Below are 12,041 nucleotides of genomic sequence, written 5' to 3' on the forward strand. Positions count from 1 at the left end.
GATCAGTCCGAATCCACCGCCGTAGCCGATGCCCCGAACGGCGCGCTCACCCCCGACGCGCCCGACGCAGCCGAAGGCTGCACGGCCTGCGTTCCCGGCGAGCCCGACCACAACCGCGCCCACGAATTGAACCTGCGCGTGTACGACAGATCGACGCCCTGATACGTGCCGCCATACGCCGTCACCGACCAGAAGCGCGAGAGGCTCAGCGTCGCCTTGACCGCGTTGCTCGCCGATTGCAGTCCCTGTTCGTAGCCGATCACAAGCCGCTCGTTGATCGCTTTGGAAAGCAGCACGACCTGCGGGTCGGTCAGCCCGACTTCGCTCGAACCGACGGTGAACTCGTCGAGCCCGACCGTCTGCGCGATCTTCGCGCCGCCCTTGCTGCCGAGCAGCGCGAGCGCGCTCGTCATGGCGCTCTGCTGGCCAACGTTGTTGCCCTGATCCGTGCCGTGGCCGAACAGCAGCCACGAAAGCTTTTCGTTGTCGGTCACGTTCGGCTCGGAGATCAGCTTGGCGACGGGCGCCTGCACCGTGCCCGTCACCTGCACGCCCGCCTCCACTTCCTGATTGCGCCGCATCGCCAGAATGTTGATGCCGGGATTGGCCACCGGTCCGTTGAACGTGAAGAAGCCGTTCTCGATATTCAGCTTGCGGCCGAACGCCGTGTACGAGGAACCCGGCGTCGTCACGCGGATATTGCCGACCGCGCGCAGCGGCATGTTCGGCGCGCTCGTCGCGGTGATGGTGCCCGCGAGCCCGAGATCCGCGCCCGCGCCCTTGAAGCGGAATTTCTGCCCCAGGTTGATCTCGATGTTCGCGCGCGGCGTAAACGGCCCGACCGGCTTCTCGCTCGCCGCCACGATCTGCTTGTCCGTGTTTTCGCCCTTGATGGTGCCATCGGGGCGTTCGATCACGACATCGTCGCCGAGCGAGGGCGCGGACGATTCGGGCAGATCGATCAGCGCGTGATCGACCGTGAACTTGCCGTCGATCGCCATGCCGCCCTGCAAGCCCGCGTTCGCGATCTTCGCTTCGCCCGACAGCATCAGCTCGCGGTCCGGCGACGCGAAGAGTTCCAGCTTGTCCGCGATGATGCTCGCCGTGAGATCGGGGTTTTGCTCGTCGAGCCGCACCTTGCCGGTCGCGCGCAGCGTGCCGCTCGCGCCGTGGAATTCGACGCGCTGGAGATCGACGAGATTCTCCGACAGCGCGATACGGATCGTGCCGTCCTTCAGTTGCACGCCCTGATCGACGACGGTCGCCGAGACGTTGTCGCCGGTGAGCGAGCCCGACAGATTCGGCTTCGCGACGATGCCCGCGATCACCAGCTTGAGCGCAATCTTGCCGCCGAGCAGATAGTTCGCGCCGAGCAGCCCGCCGGTCGTGCGCAGTTCGGGAATGTTCGCGTCGATGCCGCCGGTGAGCGGCGCGTTATCGTCGATCGCGAGCATACCGTCGCGATTGACGAGCGGCGTGTGCACGTTCGCGTCGATCACGCCGATGCGGCTCGCCTGCGCATGCAGCGAAGCGTTCAGGCGATTGCCATCGGTGAAATTGGCGCGCGCCGTGATATCCGTGATGCCGAGCGCGGCAAGCCCGCGCGCGCCGTCGATGGTCACGTCGCCGCTGCGGCGCTTGATCTGCGCGTAGCCCGTCGCGGTCGCGCCGAGCGCGAAGTTCCAGTCGCCGTCGAAAACGAGATCGGTGCGAATCGGCGGCTCCGCGCCCGTCAGCTCCCGGCGCACTTCGAGCAGATGCGGCACCGACAGGTTCGTGAGCGTCCCCGTCGATTGCACGCGGCCGTTTTCCATCGCGAACGATTTCAGATTCAGCACCGCGCCTTCCGCGACGAGCCGCGTCGCGCCGAGCACGAGCCGCTGCGGGCCGTAGCTCACCGACAGCGGCGCTTCGAGATTCAGCGACGGCGTGCCCTTGTTCGACAGTTTCGTGATCGCGCCGTCCCAGTGCGGGCCGTCGGGCGCGTCGGTGAACTTGCCGTTCGCCGCGGCCGCGAGATTCACCGGCTGGCCGCGCACCTTGCCCGTCGCGGTCAGGTCGAGCGTGTGATGCATACGCGTGCCGTTCAGATTCGCGTCGAGATTCGCGATTTCGACGTCTTGCGTGCTGAAATCGCGCGCCTTCAGCGTGAAGACGAGCGGGCCGTTCGCGCCGTCGCGGATATCGGCGTGGCCTTCCGCGTGGCCGAGGCGGTTCGCGCCGAACACGACGCCATCGGCCTGATAGTTCGCCACGACGTTCGGATGCGCGATCGAGCCGGTCAGATCGCCGTCCGCCTTCACCGTGCCCGCGATGCCGAAGCCGAGCCGTTCGAGCGCGGGCGCATCGACCTTGAAGCGCAGGCGATCGCCCGGCGCGCCGAAACTGCCGTTCAGATCGACGTCGTTGCCGGCGACCGAGAGCGACGCCTTGCTCGGCAGCAGCCGCGTGCCCGCGACCTGCACGGTGCCTTCGCCCGTGAGCGGCAGGTTGTCGTACATGCTGTCGTTGAGCTTGAACGCGGCTTTCGCCGTGAGCGTCGGCGCGAGCTGGCCGGACGCCGCGAGCGTGCCGTTCACGCGCGCCTCGATCGTGCGCGGCGGCGCGGCCGCCTTTTTCGTCGCGCCCTTCTTCGCCGGCGCGGGCTTCGGCGCGATCAACTGCTGTTGCAGCAGAAGCGGATTGAAATCGACGAACTTCGCCTTCAGGTCATAGCTCGAATGGGCGTCTTTCTTGAGCGCGCCGCTTGCTTCCACGCGGCCTTTGCCGACCGTCAGCTTCACTTCGTCGAGCAATGTCTGCTTCGGGTCGAGCTTGACTTTCGCCTGCGCGCGCAGCGCCGCTTTCGGGTCGTTGAGATCGGCGGTGATCGTCTGTGTGTCGCCCGCGAGCACGACGCTGATCGGCCCGGCGAAATCGGTCGGACGCAGCATGGGTTCGATCGCGTTCAGATCGAGCTTCGCCACCTTCAGGTCGAATTTGCCCTTGCCGCCCGCGAGCGATCCGCCGCCCGTGACGGACGCGTTCTTCAGGAGCCGCACATTCAGATCGGTGATGCTTTGCTCGGCGGCGTCGAGCCGCACGTTCGCGCGCGCGTCGATGAGCGGCAGCAGTTTCTTGTCGATGGAACCGGGCTTCGCGTTCACGATCGACACCGGCCCGGCGACGACGAACGCCTTCGGGTCGGCGCTCTCGACCGGCTTCACTTCGGCGCGCACGGCGAGATCGGCTTCGGGCGCGCCCGGCGCGAACGACTGCGGATTGACGTGATCGAAGGTGACGAGCGCGGACTTGAGCGGCACGTCGGCAAACGGCAGCGCTTCGACGTGCGCCTGGCCCTTGAGCTTCATGCCGCTCGCGTCGATATCGGCGATCAGGTCTTCCAGCGAGCCCGAGAGCCGCGCGCTCACGTTCACCGCCTCGCCGGCGACCTTGCCGGCATAACCCAGGTCGCCGGAGAGCGGAAACGGGCGCGCGCCGCCGTCGAGCTTCGCCGCCGCCGTGACCGAGCCGAACGGCGTGTCGAGGCGCTGGACCGTCGCTTCGTGATGCTGGCCGTCGCTGCGGCCATTGAACAGCAGGCGCGAGAATTCGGTCGTCGTCGTGCCCTGATGCAGGCGCAGCTTCTCGACCGACAAATCGCGGATCGCAAGCTGGATCGGAATGCGCAGATCGTTGGGCAACGCCGTTTTCTTGCTCGGCTCGTTCGATGGCGCGATGCGCGCGTCGATCGTCCCGACATGCAGATAGTCGATCGTGAAGCGCAGCGGCTCGCGCGTGAGCGCCCAGCGGCCCGAGACGCTATCCACCGCGATATCCGTGCCCTTGCCGTCTTTCCAGTGCACATCGCGCAAGCGCAGGCCCGTGGCGATCGCGCCGCCGTCGAGCTTGCCGGTCAACTGCCCTTTGAGAAGCGAGGTCGCCGCGTCCCACGCGTAGCGCGTGCCGCGCTCGGTCGTCAGCACGAACAGCACGCCGCCGGCCGCGAGCGCGGCGATCAGCACGACGACGAGCACAAGCGCGCCGATCCAGCGCGCAAGGCGCCGCCAGCCGCTCTTTTTCGGCGGCGTCTCGTTGTTGCCCGCGTTGCCTGCGCTGCCGTCGCCGGAAGCGGGCGCGTCGGCGGAATGAGTCGAATCCGTCATGCCTTTTCCATCAGAACGCGATGCCGAGCGTCAGATACGGCTTGATGCTCTTGTTCTTCAATCCATACGCCAGGTCGACATTCACCGGTCCGACCGGGCTGCGCCAGCGCGCGCCGACGCCCACGCCCGGCTGGAACACGCGCTCGCCCCAGGTATCGGTCGCCGTGCCGATGTCGAAAAACACCGCGCCGCCCCAGTCGTGCGTGAACCAGTGTTGATATTCGCTGCTGCCGGTCACCATATATTTGGTCGGCAGAATCGAGCCCGACACGTTATTGCCGATGCTCAGATAGCTGTAGCCGCGCACCGAGTTCGCGCCGCCCGCGCGGAACAGCAGCGAGGCGGGCACGCCGCTCGACGGCCCGCTCGTGAACACGCCGCCGAACTCCGCGCGAAACAGCAGCAGGTCGTTCTTGCCGAGCGGGAAGTACTGCACCGCGTTGGTATAAAGGCGCGCGAAGGTCTGATCGGTCATCACGCCTTTCACGGCGAAGCCCGCCTCCGCGCGGATGATGTTGCCGCGGCGCGGAAAGAGCGGATCGTCGACGTCGCGCCGCACCCACGTCCACGCGGGCACGAGCGCACGCGCCGACGACGGATTCGGCTCGTTCTGCGTCAGGCGGTCGTCGTAGAACGTGAGCGAAAACGTCGTATCGATGTTCTGGCGCGAGCGCGAGCGCTGCACGCCGACGCGCGCGCTGTAGATGTCCGTGTCGGATACATCCGTGATCGTGTATGAGCCGAACACCGCGTTCACCCATCCGTGCGGATCCGGCGGCATGGCGAGCTGCACGCGGCCGTACTGCTGCGTCTGATCGAGCCGGCCCGAGATGGTGAACGGATACGCCGCGTTGAAGGTGTTGAGATAGCTATACGCGCCCTGAATGTGAAATCCGGTATCTGTCGCGTAGCCCACGCCGTAGCGGATGCTGTTGTACGGATACTCGCTCACCTTCACATGCAGCGTCGTGTCGACCGGCTTGTTGACGTCGGCGTCCGCGTCGATCGCGACGCTCGCGTAATACGGCGTGTTCTGAATCTGGCGCTGCAACTCGTTCACGCGCGCGACATCGTAGATTTCGCCTTGCCGGATCGGATTGACGTGATCGATGATCCACGCGGGATAGCGCTTCGGCCCGCTCACGTCGAGCTTGCCGAGCGTGAAGGTCGGGCCGCTGTCGAACGTGACCGAGAGATCGGCGATATGCGCGCGCGGATTGATGCGCGCCTGCGAGCGCACGATCTTCGCGCCCAGATAGCGCCTGGACTGCAGCGCCCGCAGCGCCGCATTTTTCGCGTCGCTCCAGCCGTCTTGCGTGAAGGGATCGCCCTCATTGACCGAAAAAGCGAAACGCGCGGCATTTTCCTGCGCGCGGTCTTCGGTCGTCACCGCGCCGGTGAAATGCAGTTGCACGGAGGCAACCGTCGTCCGCGGGCCGGGATCGACGCTCACCTTGACTTTGCGCTCGTCGCCCTCGGTCGTCACGTCGGTCCGCACGACCGGCGAGAAATAGCCTTCGGTCGCGACGAGATCGCGCACGTCCTTCGGCGTCGCGGTGACGAGGAACTGGAACTGGTCGTCGCTCACGTCGTCACGCTTGGCGAAACGGGCGATGTCGAGGTTCTCCTTGAGGAGCTTCTTCACGCTGCGCGGCGCATCGACATCGACTTCGTATTTGGCGAAAGCGGGCGCGGCGCAGCCGAACGCGGCTAACGCGACGAACACCATCGACAAGACGGACATGCGCCTCGGGCCATGCGGCTTCACGCGCTTCGCGCGCAGCGTATCAAACGAACGGCCCGCCAAACGTGACCTCCGGCATCGGGATGAGTGACATGGAATGGTAAAACTTGCAGCGCCGCGAATAGGACGCAGGCGCTATTTCACCACATCGGCATGCGCCGACGCCGTAAAGCGGCCCGGCGCGCGCACAACGTGCGCCATTGGACGGCTTTCCTCCGGCCGGGTTCCGCGAAACCGGCACGCGCGTGCGGCGCTCAAGGCACGGAACACATGCGCCACGCGATGCCTTGCCGCGGCACGCTTGCGGTAAAATTGCGGCGCACGGGCGAAAAGCGGCTTGGCCGCCCACGCGAACTTCGCCCCACGAACACGCCTCGACTCAACGGAAGCCGGATCATGTATCAATCGGATATCACCCAGTTCATCAATCAGTTGAAAGAGCAGAAGCCCTCGCTGGAAGAAGAGCAGCGCCGCGGCCGCGCGCTTTTGTGGGACAAGCAGCCGATCGACCTCGACGAGCGCAGCAAGCAGCAGCAATCGCGCGTGAACCAGACGCCTTACGTCTACTACCAGAACTTCTGAACGTGAGCGCAGCCGGCCGCGAACCGCATTCGCCTAACGAGGCGAAGCGGGACGACGCACGCGAAGACCGCGCCGTGGCGCTCGCCACGCCCGCGACCGATTCGACGCCCGACACCGTCGACGGCGTCGCGATCGCGCATCTGTACGGCGAGCCGCTGTGGAAGCTGCCCACCGACCTGTACATCCCGCCCGATGCGCTCGAAATCTTTCTCGAAGCGTTCGAAGGCCCGCTCGACCTGCTGCTCTATCTCATCCGCAAGCAGAATTTCAACGTGCTCGACATTCCGATGACGGATGTCACCGCGCAGTATCTCGGCTATGTCGACCAGATCCGCGAATCGAATCTGGAACTCGCGTCGGAATATCTGCTGATGGCGGCCATGCTGATCGAGATCAAGTCGCGCATGCTGCTGCCGGTCAAGAAGGCCGACACCGGCGAGGACGCTGAAGACCCGCGCGCCGAACTCGTGCGCCGCCTGCTCGAATACGAGCAGATGAAACTCGCCGCGCAGAAGATCGACCAGTTGCCGCAACTGGGGCGCGACTTCCTGCGCGCGGACATCTATATCGAGCAGGCCGCGGAGCAGCGTTTTCCCGACGTCGACATGAACGACCTGCGCGCAGCGTGGGCCGACGTCATCAAGCGGGCGAAGCTCGTGCAGCATCACAAGATCACGCGCGAGGAGCTCTCGGTGCGCGAGCACATGAGCGTGATCCTGCGGCGCCTGCAAAGCGCGCGCTTCATGGAATTCACCGAGCTTTTCGACACCTCGCGCGGCGTGCCGGTGGTCGTGGTGAACTTCATCGCCATGCTGGAGCTGTCGCGGGAATCGCTGATCGAGATCACGCAGCCCGAGCCTTACGCGCCCATTTACGTGAGACTCGCGTACTCTCCCGCCTGAGAATTTCCTTTACCCTTGTTTCGCCGCGCCGCGTCCCGCCGCGCAGACAGGAGACACCCGCTCGATGAAAGTCATCAGCTCCATCCATGAACTGCGCGACCAGTTGCGCGGCCAGAACCGAACCGCCTTCGTTCCGACGATGGGCAATCTCCACGAAGGCCATCTTTCGCTGATGCGCCTCGCGCGCCAGCATGGCGATCCGGTCGTGGCGAGCATTTTCGTGAACCGCCTGCAGTTCGGCCCGAACGAAGATTTCGACAAATATCCGCGCACGCCTCAGGACGACATCGAAAAGCTGCAGCGAGAGAACGTCTACGTGCTCTTCGCGCCGACCGAGAAGGACATGTATCCGGAGCCGCAGGAGTATCGCGTGCATCCGCCGCACAATCTCGGCGATATCCTCGAAGGCGAATTCCGCCCCGGCTTCTTCACGGGCGTGTGCACGGTCGTGATGAAGCTGATGTCCTGCGTGCAGCCGCGCGTCGCGGTGTTCGGCAAGAAGGACTATCAGCAGTTGATGATCGTGCGCGCCATGTGTCATCAGTTCGCGCTGCCCACCGAAATCGTCGCGGCGGAAACCGTGCGCGACGAAGACGGCCTCGCGCTGTCCTCGCGCAACCGCTTTTTGTCGGCCGATGAGCGCGCCGAAGCGCCGAAGCTCGCCGAGCAGCTTCAGCGCGTGCGCGAGGCCGTGTTGTCGGGCAATCGCGATATCGCCGCGCTCGAACGCGACGCGATGAACGCGCTCGCCGAACGTGGCTGGAAGCCCGATTACATCAGCGTGCGCAAGCGTTCGAACCTGCTCGCGCCCGGCGCGGATGAAACCGACGCACCGCTCGTCGTGGTCGCGGCGGCAAAGCTGGGCGCGACGCGTCTCATCGACAATCTCGAAATCTGAAGCACATCAAGGCAATTAGGAAGGAGGCGTCATGCAGCGCACCATGCTGAAATCGAAGATTCACCGCGCGACGGTCACGCATTGCGAATTGCACTACGAAGGCTCGTGCGCGATCGACGAAAACCTGCTCGAAGCCGCGAACCTGATGGAGAACGAGCAGATCGACATCTGGAACGTCAATAACGGCGAGCGTCTGACCACGTACGCGATCAAGGGCGAGCGCGGCAGCGGCATGATTTCGCTGAACGGCTCCGCCGCGCGCCGCGCGCAACTGGGCGATCTCGTGATCATCGCGGCGTTCGCCTCGGTCGACGAAGAGGAGATCAAGGCAGGCTGGAAGCCGGACCTCGTGTTCGTCGATGAAAAGAACCGCATCAAGGGCAGCCGCGATCACGTGCCGACGCAGAACTGGACCTGAGCGTTCTCGTCATGCAAGAAAAGCCGGCGTTTTTCACGAAACGCCGGCTTTTTACTTTTTGGCGACCCACTCGATGATCGGCTCCCACTGCTCCAGATCCTTTTCGACGCGGCTCTTCGCCACGTCCCAGATCGTGAGGCCGTGCGCGGCAAGCTGCACGTAGTTCTGCGTATCGCGCACAAAGCCGAGCACCGGCAGATCGAGCCCTTCGACGAAGCGATGCAACTGGTCTGCCGAGCGCGTGCGCGCGTCCACGCGCATGCCGACCACGCCGACCTGGATCGATCCTTTGCGCACCGCCTTTTCCTTCGCCAGCTTGGCGAGAAAGTCCTGCGTCGCGAGGATGTCGAACATGGACGGCTGCAGCGGCACGATTACCTTGTCCGCCACGTCCAGCGCGAGCGCGAGACGGTTGCCGTGCACGCCGGCCGGCGTATCGACGACGGCTTTCTCCAGACCTTTGGGCGGCTTCGCGGGAGAATCGACGTCGATGGCCCATTCCTCGATTTTCGGCAACGTGTCGGCGCGCAGCGTGAGCCACGCATGCGACGAGCGCTGCTTGTCGAGATCGGCGAGCGCGACCCACTCGCCCTGCGCGGCGAAATAGCCCGCCAGGTTGGTTGCGAGCGTGCTTTTGCCGACGCCGCCCTTCGGATTTGCCACCACGATCACGGTCATGAAGTGTCCCGGATTTTGTTGGGCGCGCCGGTTTCGCCGCGCGCACGATTTCGTCTTTAGAAGAACAGGTGCATGAGTCGAGCGTTGATATTATCGGCAAAACGGGTGCATCCGGCATACTGGCCGAACGGCCGTACTCCTTTTTTGTTCATTTTGGATTCAACGCCATGACGACGATGCTCCGCCCCGACGTTACGCTCGACTTCCTGCGCAACCGCCAGAAGGGCCGCCTGCCCGACCTGCTCGGCGTGCAATTGCTCTCGCTCGACCAGGGCCAGTTGACCGGCGAGCTGACGATTCGCCCGGAACTGCTCGCGCCGAACGGCTTTCTGCATGCGGCGACGGTCGTCGGTCTCGCCGATACGTGCTGCGGCTACGCGTGCATCGCGCATTTGCCGGAGAAGGCGCAGAACTTCACCACGCTCGAACTCAAGAGCAATCACGTCTCGACGGCGCGCGAGGGGAAGATCATCGCGAAGGCAACAGCGGTGCATCTCGGGCGCAGCACGCAAGTGTGGGACGCGACCGTCACGAATGGCGACGGCAAGCTCATCGCCATGTTCCGGTGTACGCAGATGATTCTTTATTGAGCGAAGGCGGCCTGCAACGCGCCCAGATCCAGCGCTTCCGCAAACGAATCGGCCAGCCTGTCCAGCGACGCTTCGCGCAGCGCCGGGTAATCGAGCGGCGCGGCGTCGTTCACGCCCGCCCACGCGAGCAGCGCCGCGCAGGCTTCGGGTGTATCGAAAACACCGTGCAGATACGTCGCGGCAATCTGGCCGTCGTCCGACAACGCGCCGTCCACACGCCCCGCATCCAGCGCAACGAAAGGCCGCGAAAGCGCCGCGCCGTGCGTGCGGCCCATATGGATCTCGTAGCCGCGCACGGGCGCTCGCGTGTCGCCGAGCATCAATTGCCCGCTGACGTTCTCCAGTTGCTTGTGCGCCGTGAGCTCGGTGAACAGTTCGAGCAGCGCCAATCCCCGAACGCGCCCCGCCGCGCCTTCGACGCCCGCCGGATCGTCGATCTCGCGCCCTAGCATCTGCATGCCGCCGCAAATGCCGAGCACCTTGCCGCCGTAGCGCAGATGCCGCTCGATCGCGCGATCCCAGCCGTTGTCGCGCAGCCACGCTAAATCGCGCTGCACGCTTTTCGAGCCGGGCAGGACGATGAGATCGGCAGCAGGCGGCGCGATGCCCGCGCGGACATACGAGAAATCGACCTGCGGATGCGCCCGCAAAGCATCGAAATCGGTGTGATTGCTGATGCGCGGCAGCGCCGGCACGATCACTTTCAGCACGCTATCGGCCCCGCGCGCATGCGGCTGGCTCGGCAGCATGTCTTCGGCATCGAGCGTGAGGCCGTGCAGATACGGCAGCACGCCGAACACCGGTTTGCCCGTCTGCGCTTCCAGCCAGTCGAGCCCCGGCTGCAACAGGCCGATATCCCCGCGAAACCGGTTGATAACAAACCCGCGCACGCGCGCGCGCTCGCTCTCCGACAAACACGCGAGCGTGCCGACGAGATGCGCGAACACGCCGCCGCGGTCGATATCCGCGACGAGCACGACCGGGCAATCGACGCGCTCGGCGAAGCCCATGTTGGCGATATCGCCGTCGCGCAAATTAATCTCGGCGGGACTGCCCGCGCCTTCGACGATCACCACATCGAACTCGCCGCGCAAGCGCTCGTAGGACGTGAGCACGGCATCGAAGGCGATGCGCTTGTAGTCGTGATACGCACGCGCATCGAGATTCGCGTGCGCGTGACCGTGGATGATGACCTGCGCGCCGCGATCGCTCGTCGGCTTGAGCAGCACCGGATTGAAGTCGATGCGCGCCTCGACGCCCGCCGCGACCGCCTGCAGCGCCTGCGCGCGGCCGATCTCGCCGCCATCGACGGTCACTGCGCTGTTGAGCGCCATGTTCTGCGGCTTGAATGGCGCGACGCGCACGCCGCCGCGCCGCGCGAGACGCGCCAGGCCCGCGACGAGCGTGCTCTTGCCGGCATCGGACGTCGTGCCCTGAATCATCAGCGAGCCGCGTGGCGTGAATGGCATTCTCAAAATCCTCTTATGCGACAACGCGCTATCTTAGCCCGCCGGTACAATGGCGCGATGAATCCACGGGATATCACCTTCGTGCTCGGCGGAGCGCGCTCGGGCAAGAGCGCGCATGCCGAGCGGCTCGCGAGCGAGAGCGGCTTGCCCGTGACCTATATCGCGACGGCGCGCGTTCATGACGACGAATTCGCGCAACGCATTCGCCATCACGTCGAACGCCGGCCCGCGCACTGGACGCTTCTCGAAGCGCCGCTCGATCTCGCGGGCGCGCTGCGCGACGCGGATCGCGCGGGACATTGCGTGATGATCGATTGCCTGACGTTATGGCTCGCGAATCTGCTTTTCACGCCCGAAAGCGCGGACGAAGACATCGCCACCTTGCCGCCATCCGCGCAGCAGGCGTTCGATGCGTTCGATGCCGCGCTCGCCCGAACGCGCGGGAAGCTCATCGTCGTGAGCAATGAAATCGGGCTGGGCGTCGTGCCGCTCGGCTCGGTCACGCGGCTTTATGTCGATGAGCTCGGGCGGCTCAATCAGCGCGTCGCCGCCGCGAGCACGCGCGCGGTCATGATGGTCGCGGGCCTGGCCGCCGTGCTCAAGGGCTGAACCGCC

The 12,041-nt window shown here is 65.2% G+C and carries 10 protein-coding genes; 6 read left to right on the forward strand and 4 right to left on the reverse strand.

Going from position 1 to position 12,041, the window contains the following annotated elements:
• Positions 1-2: 2 nt before the first annotated feature.
• Together LY284_RS09395 and LY284_RS09400 are read right to left on the reverse strand one after the other, a co-directional pair.
• Complete coding sequence (locus LY284_RS09395) at positions 3-4,145, reverse strand: translocation/assembly module TamB domain-containing protein (RefSeq protein ID WP_014190686.1); 4,143 nt, start codon at positions 4,143-4,145, stop codon at positions 3-5.
• A 10-nt stretch (positions 4,146-4,155) separates the two neighbouring features.
• The gene (locus LY284_RS09400) at positions 4,156-5,952 is read right to left on the reverse strand and encodes an autotransporter assembly complex family protein (protein WP_233385840.1); all 1,797 of its coding nucleotides are present in this window, start codon (positions 5,950-5,952) and stop codon (positions 4,156-4,158) included.
• 330 nt (positions 5,953-6,282) lie between these two features.
• Here LY284_RS09400 and LY284_RS09405 point away from each other — a divergent pair, with 330 nt between their 5' ends.
• The 4 genes from LY284_RS09405 to panD all read left to right on the forward strand — a co-directional run bounded on the left by LY284_RS09405 (position 6,283) and on the right by panD (position 8,689).
• A complete protein-coding gene (locus LY284_RS09405) occupies positions 6,283-6,471 on the forward strand; it encodes a DUF3460 family protein (RefSeq protein ID WP_175582480.1) in 189 nt (62 codons plus the stop codon).
• A 74-nt stretch (positions 6,472-6,545) separates the two neighbouring features.
• Positions 6,546-7,373: a ScpA family protein gene (locus tag LY284_RS09410; RefSeq protein ID WP_041730950.1), complete on the forward strand. Its 828-nt coding sequence runs from the start codon at positions 6,546-6,548 to the stop codon at positions 7,371-7,373.
• A 64-nt stretch (positions 7,374-7,437) separates the two neighbouring features.
• Positions 7,438-8,271 (forward strand): pantoate--beta-alanine ligase, encoded by an 834-nt coding sequence (gene panC, locus LY284_RS09415; RefSeq protein ID WP_233385849.1) that lies wholly within the window; start codon positions 7,438-7,440, stop codon positions 8,269-8,271.
• A 31-nt stretch (positions 8,272-8,302) separates the two neighbouring features.
• A complete protein-coding gene (panD, locus tag LY284_RS09420; RefSeq protein WP_014190681.1) occupies positions 8,303-8,689 on the forward strand; it encodes an aspartate 1-decarboxylase in 387 nt (128 codons plus the stop codon).
• Positions 8,690-8,740: 51 nt separating this feature from the next.
• On the opposite strand, the gene LY284_RS09425 is transcribed toward panD, so the two are convergent.
• Positions 8,741-9,367 (reverse strand): ParA family protein, encoded by a 627-nt coding sequence (locus LY284_RS09425; protein ID WP_014190680.1) that lies wholly within the window; start codon positions 9,365-9,367, stop codon positions 8,741-8,743.
• Positions 9,368-9,534: 167 nt separating this feature from the next.
• Here LY284_RS09425 and LY284_RS09430 point away from each other — a divergent pair, with 167 nt between their 5' ends.
• Positions 9,535-9,957 (forward strand): PaaI family thioesterase, encoded by a 423-nt coding sequence (locus LY284_RS09430; RefSeq protein WP_014190679.1) that lies wholly within the window; start codon positions 9,535-9,537, stop codon positions 9,955-9,957.
• On the opposite strand, the gene LY284_RS09435 is transcribed toward LY284_RS09430, so the two are convergent.
• Positions 9,951-11,426 carry a cobyric acid synthase gene (locus tag LY284_RS09435; RefSeq protein ID WP_041730183.1) on the reverse strand — a complete coding sequence of 492 codons (1,476 nt, stop codon included), beginning with the start codon at positions 11,424-11,426 and terminating at the stop codon, positions 9,951-9,953. The two genes, LY284_RS09430 and LY284_RS09435, sit on opposite strands and share 7 nt — an antisense overlap.
• 57 nt (positions 11,427-11,483) lie before the next feature.
• Between LY284_RS09435 and cobU the strand changes: the two genes are divergently transcribed.
• Entirely contained in the window at positions 11,484-12,035 is a 552-nt protein-coding gene (gene cobU, locus LY284_RS09440) for a bifunctional adenosylcobinamide kinase/adenosylcobinamide-phosphate guanylyltransferase (RefSeq protein WP_014190677.1), read from the forward strand.
• Positions 12,036-12,041: the final 6 nt, after the last annotated feature.

The organism is Caballeronia sp. PC1 (assembly GCF_021353155.1).
Taxonomy (GTDB): Bacteria; Pseudomonadota; Gammaproteobacteria; order Burkholderiales; family Burkholderiaceae; genus Caballeronia; species Caballeronia cordobensis.